General features: G+C 74.0%; 13 protein-coding genes. 5 read left to right on the top strand and 8 right to left on the bottom strand.

Annotation, left to right across the window (positions count from 1 at the left end; translation table 11 throughout):
- Window positions 1-48: 48 nt before the first annotated feature.
- The gene (locus tag ACA514_RS02755) at window positions 49-1473 is read left to right on the top strand and encodes an MFS transporter (RefSeq protein ID WP_375039356.1); all 1425 of its coding nucleotides are present in this window, start codon (window positions 49-51) and stop codon (window positions 1471-1473) included.
- A 45-nt stretch (window positions 1474-1518) separates the two neighbouring features.
- Here the strand turns inward: ACA514_RS02755 and ACA514_RS02750 are convergent, their stop codons facing one another.
- From ACA514_RS02750 to ACA514_RS02730, 5 genes are all read right to left on the bottom strand, one after another.
- Complete coding sequence (locus ACA514_RS02750; protein ID WP_375039355.1) at window positions 1519-1962, bottom strand: ATP-binding protein; 444 nt, start codon at window positions 1960-1962, stop codon at window positions 1519-1521.
- 71 nt (window positions 1963-2033) lie between these two features.
- The gene (locus ACA514_RS02745; RefSeq protein WP_375039354.1) at window positions 2034-2642 is read right to left on the bottom strand and encodes an exonuclease domain-containing protein; all 609 of its coding nucleotides are present in this window, start codon (window positions 2640-2642) and stop codon (window positions 2034-2036) included.
- 63 nt (window positions 2643-2705) lie between these two features.
- A complete protein-coding gene (locus ACA514_RS02740) occupies window positions 2706-3365 on the bottom strand; it encodes a lysophospholipid acyltransferase family protein (RefSeq protein ID WP_375039353.1) in 660 nt (219 codons plus the stop codon).
- 151 nt (window positions 3366-3516) lie between these two features.
- Window positions 3517-4164, bottom strand: coding sequence for a GPP34 family phosphoprotein (locus ACA514_RS02735; protein ID WP_375039352.1), 648 nt, complete (start codon window positions 4162-4164; stop codon window positions 3517-3519).
- A 2-nt stretch (window positions 4165-4166) separates the two neighbouring features.
- A complete protein-coding gene (locus ACA514_RS02730; protein WP_375039351.1) occupies window positions 4167-4460 on the bottom strand; it encodes a hypothetical protein in 294 nt (97 codons plus the stop codon).
- Window positions 4461-4640: 180 nt separating this feature from the next.
- On the opposite strand from ACA514_RS02730, the gene ACA514_RS02725 reads away from it, so the two are divergent.
- Window positions 4641-5909 (top strand): RNA-guided endonuclease InsQ/TnpB family protein, encoded by a 1269-nt coding sequence (locus ACA514_RS02725; protein ID WP_375039350.1) that lies wholly within the window; start codon window positions 4641-4643, stop codon window positions 5907-5909.
- Between the two features lie 12 nt (window positions 5910-5921).
- Here the strand turns inward: ACA514_RS02725 and ACA514_RS02720 are convergent, their stop codons facing one another.
- The 3 genes from ACA514_RS02720 to ACA514_RS02710 all read right to left on the bottom strand — a co-directional run bounded on the left by ACA514_RS02720 (window position 5922) and on the right by ACA514_RS02710 (window position 11786).
- On the bottom strand, window positions 5922-6866 hold the full coding sequence (locus ACA514_RS02720; RefSeq protein ID WP_375039349.1) for an SPFH domain-containing protein: 945 nt from the start codon (window positions 6864-6866) through the stop codon (window positions 5922-5924).
- Window positions 6867-6938: 72 nt separating this feature from the next.
- Window positions 6939-8489 carry an MFS transporter gene (locus ACA514_RS02715; protein WP_375039348.1) on the bottom strand — a complete coding sequence of 517 codons (1551 nt, stop codon included), beginning with the start codon at window positions 8487-8489 and terminating at the stop codon, window positions 6939-6941.
- Between the two features lie 126 nt (window positions 8490-8615).
- Complete coding sequence (locus tag ACA514_RS02710; protein ID WP_375039347.1) at window positions 8616-11786, bottom strand: BTAD domain-containing putative transcriptional regulator; 3171 nt, start codon at window positions 11784-11786, stop codon at window positions 8616-8618.
- A 41-nt stretch (window positions 11787-11827) separates the two neighbouring features.
- On the opposite strand from ACA514_RS02710, the gene ACA514_RS02705 reads away from it, so the two are divergent.
- The 3 genes from ACA514_RS02705 to ACA514_RS02695 all read left to right on the top strand — a co-directional run bounded on the left by ACA514_RS02705 (window position 11828) and on the right by ACA514_RS02695 (window position 15839).
- Window positions 11828-12253 carry a limonene-1,2-epoxide hydrolase family protein gene (locus ACA514_RS02705; protein ID WP_375039346.1) on the top strand — a complete coding sequence of 142 codons (426 nt, stop codon included), beginning with the start codon at window positions 11828-11830 and terminating at the stop codon, window positions 12251-12253.
- 188 nt (window positions 12254-12441) lie between these two features.
- On the top strand, window positions 12442-14859 hold the full coding sequence (locus tag ACA514_RS02700) for a hypothetical protein (protein WP_375039345.1): 2418 nt from the start codon (window positions 12442-12444) through the stop codon (window positions 14857-14859).
- Complete coding sequence (locus tag ACA514_RS02695; protein ID WP_375039344.1) at window positions 14856-15839, top strand: phosphotransferase family protein; 984 nt, start codon at window positions 14856-14858, stop codon at window positions 15837-15839. Before ACA514_RS02700 ends, ACA514_RS02695 begins: the two co-directional genes overlap by 4 nt.
- Window positions 15840-16386: the final 547 nt, after the last annotated feature.

Here is a 16386-nt window from a genome sequence, read left to right as displayed (position 1 = left end):
CGCATAGTGTACGTCGCCGTTCCCTAATCTCTGTTCCGGAGGTTCGCCTTGCCCGCCGCACCGCACGGTCGGACGGCCGCGCCGCAGGAGCCCGCCGCTCCGCCGGCCGGTCCCCGCCCCCATCATCGTCCAGGGGCCGTCCTCGCCGTCATCGTGGGCTGCCAGCTCATGATCGGCCTCGACACCTCCGTCGTCACCATCGCGCTCCCGGACCTGCGGGCGGGCCTCGGCCTGTCGACCGGGGGCCTCGCCTGGGTCCAGAACTCCTACATGCTCGCATTCGGCGGCCTGCTCCTCCTCGGCGGGCGCGTCGGCGACGTGTTCGGCCGCCGCCGCACGTTCGCGGCCGGGATCGCGCTGTTCACCGCCGCGTCCCTGCTCGGCGGGTTCGCGGACGCCGGCTGGTGGCTGCTGGCGGCGCGCGCCGCGCAGGGCGTCGCCGCCGCCGTCGCCGCGCCGAGCGCCATGGCGCTGATCGCCACCAACTTCGAGGGGCCCGCCCGGCTCCGCGCGCTGAGCGTCTTCTCCGCCGTCACCGGCGCGGGCGCCGCCGTCGGCATGCTGGTCGGCGGCGTGCTCACCGAGGCCGCGTCCTGGCGGCTCGTCTTCTTCGTCAACGTGCCGGTCGGCGTCGTGCTGGCGCTGCTCGCCCCGCGCGTGCTCGCCGAGACGGCCCGCCGCCCGGGACGCTTCGACGTGACCGGCGCCGTGATGTCCACCGGCGGCATGACCGCGCTCGTCTACGCGCTGATCCGGGCCGGCTCGGACGGCTGGGGGGACGGCCCGGCGCTCGCCGCGTTCGGCGCCGCCGCCGTCCTGCTGGCCGGGTTCGTCGTCGTCGAGCGCCGCGTCGCGCAGCCCGTCATGCCGCTGTGGCTGCTCACCGGGCGCGACCGCGCCGCGTCCTACCTGTGTCAGCTGCTGGTGGTCGGGGCGAACTTCGGCGCGTTCTTCTTCTGCACCCTCTACCTCCAGCAGGTCCTCGGCTACGGGCCGCTCAAGGCCGGCGCGGCGTTCCTGCCGTTCGTCGGGCTCCAGTTCGTGACGGTCCGCGCCGCGCCGCGCCTGCTGCACCGGTTCGGCGCCCGCGTCCTGATCATCGCCGGCATGGCCTGCGCCCTGGCCGGGCTGCTGTGGCTGACCCGGCTCTCCCCGGGGGACGGGTACGCGGCCGGGGTGCTCGGCCCGTTCATGCTGATGGGCGCGGGCGGCGGCCTGTCGATCATGCCGCTGAACGCGACGATCCTCGGCAGCGTGGACCCCGCGGACTCCGGCGCCGCCTCCGGCGTCGCGCAGACGATGCTGTGGTCGGGCGGGTCGCTGGGCTCGGCGGTGATGGTCACGGTCTTCGGCTCCGAGCACGCCGACACGGCCGCGCTCCTGCGGGACATGGACGCCGCGTTCGCGACCGGCGCGGGCTTCGCCGCCGCCGCGCTGCTGGTCGCGGTGCTCGTGCTGCGGGTCCGGCGGTGACCCGGTGGGCGGGGACCGGCCGGCCCCCGCCCACCGGGCTCCCGGTCAGGGCTTCGGGGCGTGCTCGGCGAGCCGCCCGCCGATGCTGCCCGCGGCGTAGTCCAGGTGCTTCTCCAGCGCGACGAGCGCCCCGTCCTCGGGGTAGGAGTCGAAGCGCACGTCGTCGGCCAGCGACCGCATGATCATCAGGCCGCGGCCGTGCTCGGAGACCGGGTCGGGCTCGGGCACCCGCTCGGCGTCGAAGCCGCCGCCCGAGTCGATCACCTTGATCACGCAGCGCTCGTCGTGGATCGCGGCGCGCACCGTGTAGTCGTCGCCGTGCCGGGCGTGCCTGATCACGTTCGTGCACGCCTCGGTCAGCATGATCTCGATATCGCCGCGGATGTGCTCGTCCACGCCGAGGGCCTGCAACGACGCGTCCAGGATCTTGCGCGTCGCGGGGACGCTCGCCGTCTCCCGGGGGAGCAGGAGGTCCAGGCTGATGTCCATGTCGCGTCTCCGTCGTCTCCGGCGTCCGTCACCATGACTGGTGCCCCGGCGCCCGCGCCCAAACATCCGGCCTAGTCCTCGCAAGCCCCACGGGCCCCGGCGGTCCCGGCGTTCCCCCCGGCATCGCCCGGCCATGCGCCGCGCCCCGCGATGTCCAGGACGAGCGCGCCGATGTTCCACGCGTCGTCGGCGCCGCAGTGGTGCCGGCCCTCCAGCGGCAGCCCCGCGTGCCGCAGCGCCCCGGCCATGCCCAGCCGGCGCGGCAGCGCGTGCGCGGCGGAGTAGGCGGCCTTGGCATTGGTGTGCCGCCGCCCGAACGGGTACCGGACGCCACCGGCGCACTGCCGCTCGAACTGCTTGCGGTCGTAGTCGCCCCAGCTCGCCCACGCCCGGAAACGCGACCGGTGCTCGCGCTCCAGCAGCGCGCACGCCTCGGCGAAGGAGATCCCGCCGTCCACCTCGTCCTGCGTCAGCCCGGTCAGCTCGGTGCAGAACGCGCTGACCGCCGACCGCTCCGGCCGCACCAGGATCCGGTGCTTCGCGACGCGTTCGCGCTCGTCGAGGTCGACGACGCAGAGCCCGATCTCGATGATCTCGTTGACCTGCCCGCGGGCCTGGCGCTCCCAGCACGTCGCCTCGACGTCGACCACGTTGAGGTACCGGCCGAACCGCTCGTCCATGGACGGCGACGGTACCGGCGCGCGGGCCGGCGGCACGACCGGTTTTCCCGGCGCCCGCCGCCGTCAGGGCGTCTCGGCCGGGCGCGGCGCGTAGTCGTCCACGTACTCCTGCCCCGACAGGCCCTGGATCGCCTCCATGATCTCGTCGGTGACCTGCCGGGCGACCTTGCCGCGCGGCATCCCCTCGTCGCGCCCCGCGAACCGCATCGGCGGACCGATCCGCACCCCGATCCGGCCCGGCTTCGGGACGACCCGCCCGCGCGGCTGCACCTTGTCGGTGCCCCTGATCGCCACCGGCACGACCGGCGCGCCGGTCCGCATCGCCAGCCGCGCCACCCCCGTCCGGCCGCGGTAGAGCCGTCCGTCCGGCGACCGGGTCCCCTCGGGGTGGATCGCGAAGACGTCGCCGCGCTCCAGCACGGCCGCGCAGGTGTCGAGCGCGTCGAACGCCGCCCGCCCGCCCGCGCGGTCCACCGCGATCGCGCCGACGCCGCGGAAGAACGTCGCGGTCGCCTGGCCCTTCGCGCCCGTCCCGGTGAAGTACTCGTTCTTGCCCAGGAAGTGGACCCGGCGCGGCACGATCAGCGGCAGTACGAACGAGTCGATGAACGCCAGGTGGTTGGCCGCCAGGATCACCGGCCCCGTGCGCGGCACGTTCCGCAGACCGCTCACTTGCGGAAGGAAGGCCACCCGCATCGCCGGGCCGAGAACGACGTACTTCATCAGGGGATAGACAACGCGTTCGGGATCCATGTCCGAGAACGCTATGGCGCCCGCGCCCGCCCCGGCGGTGGGGCACCGTTACAAGTTCGACCCTTGGAAATTTGTAGGTCTCCGCACTGGCGCCCCTTGGGGCGGACGCTCCGGGCCGCCGTCAGGAGCCGCCGCCGGACGCCGCGCCCGAGGCCATCGCGGCGCGCTGGGAGCGCAGGACCTTGCGGGCCGCCACCGGCGCCGGGCCCGACCGCGCCGTCAGCTCCTTGATCCGCTGCTTGTGCCGCCGCCGCTCCGGCCCCGGCAGCACCGACTTCAGCTCGCCCGCCGCCGCCAGCGCCACCGCCGCCGCGTCGTAGCTGTTCACGTGCGCCACCGGACGCCCCCGCAGCGCCGACGACGCCCCGCCCCACAGGTCCTTCACCACGCGCGGGTCCCGCACGGTGACCTCCTCGTACGGGAACAGCCCCAGCCTCCGGCGCCCCCGCACCCGGATCCAGCCGTCCCGCACCAGCTCGTCGCGCACCGTCCGGGCGAAGGCCCGGCCGTCCTTGCGCACCCAGTGCTGCCAGGACCGCGGGCGCGACGCGGAGATCTGCGCCAGCACGCCGTACGGGTCCTCGCCCGGCGTGCCCGGCACCGGCCGGCCCCGCCGGTCCTCCAGCCGCCCGTCCAGGAACAGCTCGGTCAGCGCCGCCGCCCGCAGCACGTACCCGAGCTCCTGGCCGCGCACGGTCAGCTTCTCCTTGCGCAGGTCGTACGCCAGCAGGTACATCCTCGCCGGCAGCGTGTCCGGAACCTCGACCATGCCTACTCCTCGCTCGCCCCGGGCAGCGGGCCGCGCTCGCCGCCCGGTGCCCCCTGCCCGTCCGATACCCCGTGCCCGTCCGATACCTCGTGCTCGCCCGGACCCTTGCGCGGCCGGCCCGGCCGCCGCATCCGCCCCGCCGACCCGGGCATCCGCCCGGCGTCGGCCAGCGCCTGCCGCAGCAGGAACTCGATCTGGGCGTTGGTGCTGCGCAGCTCGTCCCCGGCCCACCGCGCCAGCGCGTCGTGCACGGCCGGGTCCAGCCGCAGCAGGATCTTCTTGCGCTCCGTGGCCACGGCCCGCGGTCACCTGCCCCTCCGGGTGCCTGCCCGATTCTCTAGCCGGGCAGACGCCCGGGCTATGGCGGTGGTATCCCACTGCAGAAGGAAGGCCACCTTGCATGCGTGTCGTCGGGACGGATGAGCCATCGTGCCGTTTGAGTAACGCATGGTGACCGTGTGTGTAAGAGTTGTGCTGTGCGGATGGCGTACAAGTGCCGGGCATACCCGGACCCCGAGCAGGCGGCGCTGCTGGCCCGCACGTTCGGATGTGTGCGCGTGGTGTGGAACAAGACCCTCGCCGAACGGAGCCGGGCGTGGCGCGTCGAGCGCCGCCGTGTTTCCTACAAGGAGACCGATGCGGCGTTGACGGCCTGGAAGATGACACCCGACCTGGCGTTCTTGGCCGAGGTCTCCAGCGTGCCGTTGCAGCAGACGCTTCGTCATCAGCATGCCGCCTTCCAGAACTTCTTCGCCGGACGGGCACGCTATCCGCGGTTCAAAACCCGTGCTTCGCGTCAGTCGGCGCACTTCACCCGATCGGCGTTCCGGATGCGCGGGGGCGAATTGACGCTGGCGAAGGCCAGCGCTCCGCTGCGGTTCGTGTGGAGTTGGGACCAGGTCGACGTGGCCGCCCTCAAGCCGACGATGGTCATCGTCTCGCGGGACGGCGACGGCCGCTGGTACGTGACCTTCGCCGTGGACGCCGATGCCCCCGAACCGCTGCCCGCCGGCCGGCGGGCGATAGGCATCGACCTCGGGGTGAAGGAGTTGGCCGTCACCTCCGACGGAGAACGGATCGCCAATCCGCGCCACCTGAAGCGGAAGGCCGAGAATCTCGCGCGATATCAACGGCGCATGGGGCGCTGCCGGAAGGGCTCGAAGAACCGAGCCAAGGCGAAGGCGAAGATCTGCCGCGCTCACCGCAAGGTCCGCGCGGCGCGCGCCGATCTCCTTCACCGCACCACCACCCACCTGGTACGCGACCACGATGTCATCGTGATTGAGGATCTCAACGTCAAGGGCGCGATGGCAGCGGCGTCCGGAACGGTCGACCAGCCCGGACGCAACGTCGCCCAAAAGCGGGGTCTGAACCGGGCGATCGCTGACTGCGGTTGGGGTGAGTTCCGCCGTCAGTTGGAGTACAAGTGCGAACGCCACGGGCGACGGCTGGTCGTCATCGACCGCTGGCACCCGTCTTCCAAGAAGTGTTCGGTGTGCGGGCACACGCTTGCCGAACTGTCTCTTTCTACCCGGCACTGGTCGTGTCCGGGTTGCCGCACTCGGCACGACCGGGATCACAACGCGGCTAAGAACATTCTTGCGGCAGGTCTTGCCGTAGTCAGAGGTGATGTGGCCTTTGGCGATGCCTGTGGAGCTGATGTCAGACACTCCGAGCCCTCTCGGGTGCGGTCGGCGGTGAAGCAGGAAGCCTCTTCTGTGAGGAAGAGAATCCCTGCCCTTTAGGGCACGGAGAAGTCAATGGTAGAGGGTGCCGGTGTTGACCACCGGCTGGGCGTCCCGGTCGGCGCACAGCACGACCAGCAGGTTGCTGACCATCGCCGCCTTGCGCTCCTCGTCCAGCTCCACGACGTCCTCCTCGTCCAGCCGTTCCAGCGCCCGGTGCACCATGCCGACCGCCCCGTCCACGATCCGCTCCCGCGCCGCGACGACCGCGCCCGCCTGCTGGCGGCGCAGCATCGCCTGCGCGATCTCCGGCGCGTACGCCAGCCGGGTGATCCGCGACTCGACGATGTCGACGCCCGCCGAGGCGACCCGCAGCCGCAGTTCCTCCGACAGCTGCCCGGTGATCTCGTCGGCGTTGTCGCGCAGCGAGGTCCGGTCGCCGGCGTCGTAGGGGAAGCTGCCCGCGATGTGCCGGACGGCCGCCTCGGTCTGGAACGCGACGAACTCCACGAAGTCGTCCACCTCGAACACCGCGCGCGCGGTGTCGCGCACCTGCCAGACGACCACCGCCGAGATCTCGATCGGGTTGCCGTCCAGGTCGTTGACCTTCGCCAGGCCGGTCTCGTGGTTGCGGATCCGGGTCGACACCCGCCGCCGGTCGGTCAGCGGGTTCACCCAGCGCAGCCCGTCCTCGCGGACCGTCCCCTTGTACCGGCCGAGCAGCTGCAGCACCCGTGCCTCGCCCGGAGCCACCGGCGTCAGCCCCGCCGCCGTGACCAGGCCCGCGATGACCAGCAGCACCCCGGCCGCGATCCCGGCCGCCAGCGCGGCGCCGCCGCCGGCGGCGAACCCGGCCACGAGCGCCGCGATCCCCGCCAGCACGAGCACCGCGGCGACCCCCAGCATCGGCCACCCGCCCCGGTCGCGGGCCGCGCGCTCCCCGATCTGCGGCCTGGGCATCTCCACCTGCGCCGTAGCGTCCACCACGCTCGCCTCCTCCTCGGTTATCACCAACATAGCAAAGTGATATCACTTTTTCCAAACGCGGAAGGCCCGGCCCTGGACGGGACCGGGCGCTTCCGGGAGGGGCTACTTGGCGGCCGGGACGGGCGCGGCGTCGGCGTCCTCGACGGCGTCGGGGATGACCTTGGGCACCGACCGGAGCGTGACCAGGGCGAACACCGCGACCAGCGCGGCGAGCCCCGCGCTGCACAGCAGGGCGCCGTGCATGCCGTCCACGAAGGCGCCGCGGGCGGCGCCGAGGACCTCGCCGCCGAGCCGGCCGGGGAGGCCGGACGCGGCCTGGAACGCGCCGGCGAGGGAGTCGCGGGCCGCGGCCGCGGCCGGCGCGGGCACGTTCGCCGGCAGGTGCAGCGCGTCGCGGTAGACGGCGTTCAGGACGCTGCCGAGGATCGCCATGCCGAGCGCGCCGCCGAGTTCGGTGGCCGTCTCGGAGATCGCCGACGCGGCGCCGGAGCGGTCCTTCGGGACCGACGCGAGGACGGTGTCCGCGGTGGTGGTCAGGGCCATCCCCATCCCGATGCCGGACAGCAGCATCGCCGGCAGCATCGTCCAGTACGAGGTGTCCAGGCCGATCGTGAGGAAGAGGGCGAACCCGCCGGCGGCGACCAGCATGCCGATCGCGACGACGCGGGCCCGGCCGAGGGCGCCGATCAGCGGCGGGGCGAGCGCGGCGCCGCCGATCATGGCGCCGGCCGCGCCGGGCAGCCCCGCCAGGCCCGCCTTCAGCGGCGACCAGCCGAGCGCGAGCTGGAAGAACAGCGAGAAGATCAGCGACTGGGCGACCAGCGCGAACATCGCGAACATGTTGGTGCCGACCGAGCCGGAGAACGCGGCGCGGCGGAACAGCCGGACGTCGATCAGCGGCTCGGCGATCCGGGTCTGCCGGAACCAGAACGCGGCGAGCGCGGCCGCGCCGGCCACCGCGGCGACGGCGACCTTCGGCTCGCCGAGCCCGTGCGCGGCCGCCTCCTTGACCGCGTACACCAGGCCGAGGACGCCGGCGACGGACAGCGGCACGCTGGCCAGGTCCAGCCGGCCGGTCACCTTGGCGCGGGCCTCCGGCAGCACGATCGAGCCAGCGAGCAGCGCCACGACCATGATCGGGACGTTGATCAGGAAGACCGAGCCCCACCAGAAGTGGTCCAGCAGCGCGCCGCCGATGACCGGGCCGAGCCCCACCGCGAGCCCGCCGACGCCGCTGAAGATCCCGACCGCCATCGTCCGCTCCTTCGGGTCGGTGAACACCCGGCGGATCAGCGACAGCCCGGACGGCATCAGCGTCGCGCCGGCGACGCCCAGCAGCGCCCGCGCCGCGATCAGCAGCTCGGCGCTCGGCGCGTAGGCGGTCACCGCGGACGCCGCGGCGAACAGCGCCGTGCCCATCAGCAGCAGCTTCTTGTGCCCGATCCGGTCGCCGATCCCGCCCATGGTGATCAGCAGGCCGGCGAGCGCGAACCCGTAGGCGTCCGCGATCCACAGGATCTGGGTGGCCGACGGGTGCAGGTCGGCGCTGAGGTGCGGGACGGCCTGGTTGAGCGCGGTCAGGTCGATGTTCGGCACGACGGCGAGCAGGCAGCAGATCGCGAACGTGCCCCATTTGCGGGCTGAGGAGTACATGTCCGCAAGGTTCGCGGGGGGCGCTGACCGTGCGCGCACCGTCCGCTGACCGTCCGGCGCGCGGGCCGTCAGCCGTCCGCCAGCGCCCGGCCCGCCTTCGGCCCGCCCCCGTCCCGCGCCCGGCGGTCAGCCCTCCGTCAGTTCCCGCCAGGATTCGGGCTGGGGCAGGCCGGCCCCCACGTTGAGCATCGCGAGCGCCTCGTCGCGGGTGAGGGCCGCGCCCTCGGCGAAGGCGGCGTCGTACCCGGCGTCGCCGAGCACGGCCCGGGCGTCCGCCTCGACCCGTCCGGCGTCGTCGTCACCGGGGACCTGGGCGCCGCGCAGCGTCGACGCGACCCCCGCCAGCAGCGCCGCGCGCTTCGCGTCGCCCTCCGCGAGGGCGGCGCCGCCCAGCCCGACCGCAGCGGCGGCCTGGTAGGTGAAGATCGGATGGTCGAACGAGATGTCCAACGCCTCGCGGAACAGCTCCCGCGCCCGCGCCGCGTCGCCGTTCTCGTCCAGCTCGAGCCAGCCGAGGCCGACCAGCGCGGTGCCGCGCACCGCCGTCGCGATGAACCGCTCCGACGCGAACCCGGTCAGCGCCGTCTCGTACAGCCGCCGCGCCTCGCCGAGGTCGCCGCGCAGCCGCGCGATCCGGGCGAGGCCGGCGTACCCGCCGGCGATCTTGTCGGGGGCGCCCGCCCGGCGCGCCAGCTCGATGCCGCGCTCCAGCTCGGCGGCCGCCCGGTCCGCGTCGCCCGCCCGCACGAGCACCTCCGCGCGCCGGTACAGCAGGTCCGCGGTGTCCTCCAGCGCGCCGAGCTGCCCGGTCAGCTCCAGCGCCTCGTCCAGCATCTCCAGCGCCCGGTCCAGGTCGCCGCGCCAGGCCGCGAGCTGGGCGAGCGGGTCCAGGGAGTTCGCGGTGCCCCAGCGGTCGCCGCACGCCCGGAACCCCGCGACCGCCGCGGTGCACGACTCCTCCGCGCGATCGACGTCGCCGCTGAACTGGCGCAGGAACCCCTCGCTCATGTGGATCAGCGCCTGCGCCCACGGGTCGGTGCCGACGTGCACCGCGAACACCGCGAACTGCGTCCGGCTGGGCCCGGCGGTCAGCGCGTACTGCACGATGGTGGACGGGTACGTCAGCACCCGGCGGATGCCGTGCAGCAGCGCCTCGGCCCGGTCCAGCCACGCCCGGACGCGCCCGCCCGTCCCGCCCGCCGACACCGCGTTCATCACGCACAGGACGTACTCCTCCTCGCACCCCTCCGGCGGGTCGAGGCCCACGACGTCCAGCAGCCCGGACGCGATCGAGGCGCCCTCGACCCGCCCGCGCAGCCACCAGTACCACGACAGCGCCGCCACCAGCCGCAGCGCGAGGACGGCGTCCAGCCGCACGCACCGGCGCAGCGCCGCGTGCAGGTTGCCGTGGTCGGCGGCCAGCAGCCCGAGCCACTCCAGCTGCTCGGCGCCCCGCAGATGTGGTTCCGCCCGCCGCGCCAGGTCGAGGAAGTACGCGGCGTGCGCCCGCTCGAACCGCTCCGCCTCGCCCGCCTCCGCGAGCCGCTCGGCGCAGAACGCCCGGACGGTCTCGAGCATCCGGTAGCGCGTCCCGTCGCTCTGCAGCAGCGACCTGTCGGCCAGCTCGACCAGCAGCTCGTCGGCGTCGTCGAGGTCGCAGACCTGCGCGGCCGCCTCCAGCGTCAGGCCGCCGGAGAACACCGTCAGCCGCCGCGCGAGCGTCTGCTCCGCCTCGTCCAGCAGCTCCCAGCTCCACTCCACGACCGCCCGCAGCGTCTGGTGCCGGGGCGCCGCCGTCCGGTTGCCGCGCGACAGCAGCCGGAACCGGTCGCCCAGCCGGTTCGCGACCTGCTCCACCGGCAGCGACCGCAGCCGCGCCGCCGCCAGCTCGATCGCCAGCGGCAGCCCGTCCAGCGCCCCGCAGATCCGCAGCACCGCGTCCGCGTTTCCCTCGTCCACCGCGAAGCCCGGACGGACCGCCGCGGCCCGGTCGGCGAACAGCCGCACCGCCGGGAACCGGGTGACCTCCCCGGCGGGCGTCCCCTCCGGCGGCAGCGCCAGCGGCGGCAGCGGCCACAGCGCCTCCCCGGTGATCGCCAGCGCCTCCCGGCTGGTCGCCAGCACCCGCAGCTCGGGGCAGGCGCTCAGCAGCCGGTGCGCCAGCGGCGCGGCCGTCGCCACCACGTGCTCGCAGTTGTCCAGGACGAGCAGGATCCGCCGCCCGCTCAGCGCCGTGACCAGCCGCTCCGCCGCGTCCGCCGGACGCTCTCCGGGCGCGGGCAGCATCCCGCCCTCGCGCAGCCCGAGCGCCCCGAGCACCGCCGTGGTCACCTCGGCCCGGTCGACGGGCGCCAGGTCGACGAAGCAGACCTCGCCGTCCTCCCGGGCCGCCGCCTCGACCGCCAGCCGCGTCTTGCCCGCACCGCCGGGCCCCAGCAGCGTCACGAGCCGCCCCTCGGCGAGCATCGCCCCGACCCGCCGGACCTCCTCGTCGCGCCCGACGAAGCTGGTGAGCTGCGCCGGCAGGTTGAGCCGGACGGCCTCCGCCCCGGCCGCCGGGCCCTCCAGGTCGCCGCGCAGGATCGCCAGGTGCACCTCCGCCAGCTCCGCCGACGGATCGGCGCCCAGCTCGTCGGCGAGGACCCGCCGGCCCTCCTCGAACACCGCCAGCGCCTCGGCCTGCCGCCCGGCCCCGTGCAGCGCCCGCATCAGCAGCGCCCGCGCCCGCTCCCGCAGCGGCCGCCCGTCCAGCAGGTCGCGCAGCGCGGCGGCCACCGCGTCGAACTCGCCGAGCGCCAGCCGCGCCTCGGCGTGGTCCTCGGCGACGGCGGCCCGCGCCTCCTCCAGCCGCGCCGCCTGCGGCTCCGCGAACGGCGCCGACCGCACGTCCGCCAGCGCCGGGCCCCGCCACAGCTCCAGCGCCTCCTTCAGCAGCACCGCCGCCCGCGCCCGGTCGCCCGCCGCGAGCGCCCGCCGCCCGTCCCGGGCCAGCGCCTCGAACCGGTGCGCGTCGACCTGGTCCCGCTCGGCGAGCAGCCGGTACCCGGCGGGATGCCCCTCGACCAGCCCGGCGTCGCCGAGCCCCCGGCGCAGCCGCGACACCTGCGACTGCAGCGCGTTCGCCGCCCCGGCCGGGGGATCCTCCCCGTACAGGCCGTCGATCAGCCGCTCGCCCGTCACGACCCGCCCCGCGTCCAGCGCCAGCATCGCCAGCAGCGCCCGCACCCGCGGGCCCCCCACCGGCACGGCCCCCGCATCGCCACGGGCCTCGACGGGCCCCAGAACCCCGAACAGCATGGCCTGATTCTGGCGTATCACCTCAAGTACCGTGGTCGTCCATGAGCGAGATCCAGACCGTCCGCGACTTCCTCTCCGCCCTCGAGGCCCTCGACGTGGACCGGGCCCTCACCCTCGCCGACCCGGCCATGGTCTACCAGAACGTCCCGCTTCCCCCCGCCCGCGGCCTGCCCGCCGTCGAGAAGACCCTGCGCGCGATGACCCGCTACGGCACCGGCTTCGAGGCCCGCCTGCACAACATCGCCGCGAACGGCCCCGTCGTCCTCACCGAGCGCACCGACGTCCTCGAAGCGGGCGCCTGGCGCGCCGAGTTCTGGGTCTGCGGCACCTTCGAGGTCCACGACGGCCTCATCACCCTCTGGCGCGACTACTTCGACTGGACCACCTTCCTCGCCGCCTCCGCCAAAGGCCTGGGCGGCCTCCTCCGCGCCAAACTCACCCCCCGCCCCCGAACCACGACCCACTGACCGCGCGCGCCCCCGCGCGATTTCTGTCGGACGTCCCGGCCATGCGGCGCCCCGCGGGCCCCGTTATCGTCTGCGTGGAACGTGTCGCCGTCCGCTCAGCGTCGGACGGAAAGAACCTCCGTCGCCCGGGAGACGCGATGCCCCTCGAACCCCGATTCCGGCGGGTGGCCGCTCTGCACCGTCCCTTCGTGGACAGGGAGCAGGTGACGGCCGCCTTCGCCGAGGCGTTATCCGTTCCGGACGGATCCCCGCGCGTGTTCAACCTGGTCGGCGTGGGAGGCATCGGCAAGTCGCGCCTGCTGCAGGAGCTCGGGCAGCGCTGCGCCGCCACGCACCGCAGGGCGACGATCGACCTCCAGGTGCCCGCCATGCGCCAGCAGGAGGACGCCCTCGCCGTCCTGCGCGTCGAGTTCGGCCGTCAGGGCGTCCGGTTCGATCGCTTCGACATCGCCTACGCCGTCCTCTGGCAGCGGTTGCACCCGCACTTGCGCCTCTCAAGCAAGGAACTGCCGTTCGTGGACGAGAGCGAGGCCCTGTCGCAGATCCTCGACGGCGCGGCCGGCGTCCCGGTGTTCGGCACCGGCGTGGGGTTGCTGCGCCTGCTGGGCAAGGCCACGACCGGGATGCGCCAGCGGCACCGGATCAAGGCCGACGACACGCTCAGCCACCTCGACGACCTCACCAACGCCGACCTCGCCGACGCGGTCACCTACCTGTTCGCCGAGGACCTGCGGGACGGCTCCGACCGCCCCTACGTCATCCTCGTGGACGCCTATGAGGCCCTGGTGCCCGCCTCGGCGCGGTCCGGCCGCGCGATCGCCCAGGACGTCTGGCTCCGCGACCTGATCGCCCAGCTCGACCGGGGCGTGGTCGTCGTGGCCAGCCGCGAACCCCTCGCCTGGGACGCGCAGGACCCCGCGTGGACCGAGGTGATCCGCCACCACCGCGTGGACGGCCTGCCCATGGCCGCCCGGCTGGAACTCCTGGCCGACGGCGGCATCACCGACCACGCGGCGCGGCAGGCGATCGCCACCGCCAGCCAAGGACTGCCGTTCTACCTGCATCTGGCCGTGGACACGCGCACCACGGCCCGGCAGGCGGCGGCGACCGTCTCCTCCGAGGAGATCCTGCAGCGGTTCCTGACCCACGTCGCCTCCGACGAGATCCGCTCGCTCGAGCTGCTGAGCGTCGCCCGGATCTTCGACTTCGAGATCTTCCAGGCGCTGGCGGACGCCTTCGACCTGCCCCGGCACCGGATGGCGTGGGAGTCGCTGACCGCCTACTCGTTCGTCTATCCGGCGGGCGCGCACGGCAGGCGCCTCCACCAACTCATGCGGGCGGCACTGCACCAGCGGCTGTCACAGGACACCATCCGCGACGTCCAGACCCTGCTCCAGGGAGTCTGGGACGTCCGGGCCACGCGCGACCACGCGGCGGAGGACGGGGTCGCCACACGGGCCCGCGCCGTCCGCGAGGCGGCGTTCTGCGGACTGCACGCCGGGACCCTCCAGGGCGAGGACGTGCTGGCGTACGCGGACCGCGCCATGGTCCACGGCGGCAAACAGGGCATGGACGGTGTGGCCCAGGACCTGCGCGACTACCTGGACGCCGGCCGCGGCGACGCGGACCTCGCCCAGACGGCCCGCTGCCTCGAAGCCGAAGCGGCCGTCCTGCTCGGGGACGCCGCGACCGCCAACCGGCTCACCCCGTCCATCAACTGGCCGCTGCGCGCCACCCCCGGCGCGCGCCTCGCACTGGCGGGCGCGCACGGCCGCCGCATCGCGGGAGCGACCGGCGAGGCCCAGCGGATCTTCACCCGGGTGTGGACCGAGCACACCGGCCCCGCGCGGCTGCGGGCCGGCTTCTGCATGGCCGACCTGGACATGTGCCAGGGACGGTTCGGGGACGCCGCCGCCACCGCGGAGCAGATCCTCGCCGACGCCCCGGACGACGACCTCGTGCTGCGCGGAGACGTCGTGCGCCTCCTGCATCTCGGGCACCGGTTCTCCTTCGACCTCGACTCCTCGCACCGGTCCCTGGAGGCCGCCGCCGCGCTCTACGCGCGCGCGGGCACCACGATCGGCCAGGCCGACATCAAGACCAACCGCGCCGAACTGCTCGCCTGGACCGACCCGCCACGCGCCCTCGGAGCGGCCGCCGAGGCGATCGAGGTCCAGACCGAACTCGGAGCGCACCACGAGATCGGCAAGGCCTGCACCGCGCTGGCCATCGCCCAGCTGCGGCTCGGGCAGCACGCCCCGGCCGCGATGTCGTTCCAGGCCGCGGCGGACGCCCTGGACCGGGCGCGCTACCGGTCCGGCCGGGCCCGCGCGGAACTGTTCCGCGCCTTCCTGCACGCCAGGACCGGCGACGTCCCGGCCGCGTCGAAGTCCGCCCACTGGGCCGTCGCCGAACTCGTCGCCGCCGAGGTCTACCCGACCCTGATCATGGTCGCCGGCCACCTGCTGGACGTCCTCGGCGCAGCCGGCGAGCACATCGCGGCCGAGACCGCGCGGGCCCGCGCCGAGATCAGCCCGGCCCACCTGCTGCCAACCTTGGACGACCACGCACGCGCGCTCGTGAAGGCCATGCTGGAGGACGCATGAACTGGCGGGACCTGTACGAACGGGCGCGCGCGAAAGGCGACTCCGCGGCCGGCTACTACAACGACAACATCCGCATCGACACCGCCGACGGGCCGGTCATCGTCCGCATCCCGATCCACGGTGCCGACATGATGGACCTGCGGCCCTGGCGCGAGGACCGCGTGCTCGCCGCCATCGCCCCGTACGTCCGCGACGCCCCGCGCCTCCTGCACGTCTCCGCCGACCCGCCGTTCCAGGTCCACGAGTTCGTCGCCGGCGACGTCCTCAACGACGCGGCGCCCCGCGGCGTCCCCGTCCCGCCGCACGTGCTGGACGACACCGTCCGGCTGTTCACGCAGCTCGCTCGCGTGCCCCGGCTCCCCGACATCCCCGCCACCTGGCCGGCGGAGAAGGACACGGCGGCCTTCGCGCGCCTCCTGTCCGACCTCACCCAGCGGGTGTACGACACCTACAGCACCGAGTACGCCGACCTCTTCGCGACCCTGGCCATCCCCGCCGACCCCCTCGCGCCCGTCGGCGCCCTCTGGCGCGGCCTCACCCCCCGCCCGTTCACCTGCGTCCATGCCGACGTCCACCGCCGCAACATGATCGTCGGCGGCGGCGCGACGACCTTTCTCGACTGGGAACTCGCCCTCTGGGGCGACCCCCTGTACGACCTGGCCGTCCACATCCACAAAATGGGCTACCTGCCCGCCGAGCAGGACGCCGTGGTCGCCCGCTGGCGCGTCGCGATGCCGCCCGAGCGGACCGCCGGCTGGCAGCGGGACCTCGACGCCTACCTCGCCCACGAGCGGATCAAGTCGGCGATCGTCGACTCCGTCCGCTACTCCCAGATCTTCGCCCGCGGCGGCCCCTATCCCTACCCGCCGGACCAGCTCATCGACACCCTGACCGCCAAGCTCAACGCGGCCCGCGCCTACTGGCGCATCCCCGCCCCCCTCGACCGCCGAACGACCGAAACCGCCCTCCACCCCGCCTGATCCCCACGCCCGGGCGTCCTGAGTCGTCATTTCAGCCGTGCGCTTCCCAGGCCGTCGGACGCGGCTGCGACACTCTCCGTCGATGACGACGCGACCACGCTGGACCGACGACCTGTTCCCGTTCCCCAACCCCACCCGCGCTCGCCAAAGTGATCGACATCGCCTGGGAAGAGGGGTTTCTGACAACGGACCCGTACGAGGAGGGCCTTTACGACGCCTCGCCCGTGCGCCCTGCCCTCCGACCTGTGCGAGGTACCGTCCGCGCCCCAGGGGTGGGACTGCTGCTACGCGGGGGGAAGTGTTCCGCCGGCACCACGTACCGTTCATGTCCGTACCGGAACTCCTGCCCTTCGCGGACCTCGGCAACGGCACCTGTGTCGGATGGGTGGTCCCCGCGCCGGAACTCGAGCGCCCCGACCATCCCGTCGCCTCCTTCGGCCACAAGAAGCCGGGCGCCATCGGCCGGAATACCCTTGAGGGCCTCGTCTTTCTGCTCTCCCTCGCCCTGCGCAGCGGAGGAGACCGCCACCCTGCCCAGGTGGCACGC

Source organism: Actinomadura sp. NTSP31 (assembly GCF_041951385.1).
Lineage (GTDB): Bacteria > Actinomycetota > Actinomycetes > Streptosporangiales > Streptosporangiaceae > Spirillospora > Spirillospora napierensis.
Note: the sequence above shows the minus strand (reverse complement) of the source record. Positions and strands in the feature narration are given on the sequence as shown.

Bases quoted from the DNA above. Each gene is read 5' to 3' on its own strand.
- ACA514_RS02750 (WP_375039355.1), bottom strand. From the start codon at position 1,962: ATGGACATCAGCCTGGACCTCCTGCTCCCCCGGGAGACGGCGAGCGTC.
- ACA514_RS02745 (WP_375039354.1), bottom strand. From the start codon at position 2,642: ATGGACGAGCGGTTCGGCCGGTACCTCAACGTGGTCGACGTCGAGGCG.
- ACA514_RS02740 (WP_375039353.1), bottom strand. From the start codon at position 3,365: ATGAAGTACGTCGTTCTCGGCCCGGCGATGCGGGTGGCCTTCCTTCCG.
- ACA514_RS02735 (WP_375039352.1), bottom strand. From the start codon at position 4,164: ATGGTCGAGGTTCCGGACACGCTGCCGGCGAGGATGTACCTGCTGGCG.
- ACA514_RS02720 (WP_375039349.1), bottom strand. From the start codon at position 6,866: ATGTTGGTGATAACCGAGGAGGAGGCGAGCGTGGTGGACGCTACGGCG.
- ACA514_RS02715 (WP_375039348.1), bottom strand. From the start codon at position 8,489: ATGTACTCCTCAGCCCGCAAATGGGGCACGTTCGCGATCTGCTGCCTG.
- ACA514_RS02710 (WP_375039347.1), bottom strand. From the start codon at position 11,786: ATGCTGTTCGGGGTTCTGGGGCCCGTCGAGGCCCGTGGCGATGCGGGG.
- ACA514_RS02705 (WP_375039346.1), top strand. From the start codon at position 11,828: ATGAGCGAGATCCAGACCGTCCGCGACTTCCTCTCCGCCCTCGAGGCC.
- ACA514_RS02695 (WP_375039344.1), top strand. From the start codon at position 14,856: ATGAACTGGCGGGACCTGTACGAACGGGCGCGCGCGAAAGGCGACTCC.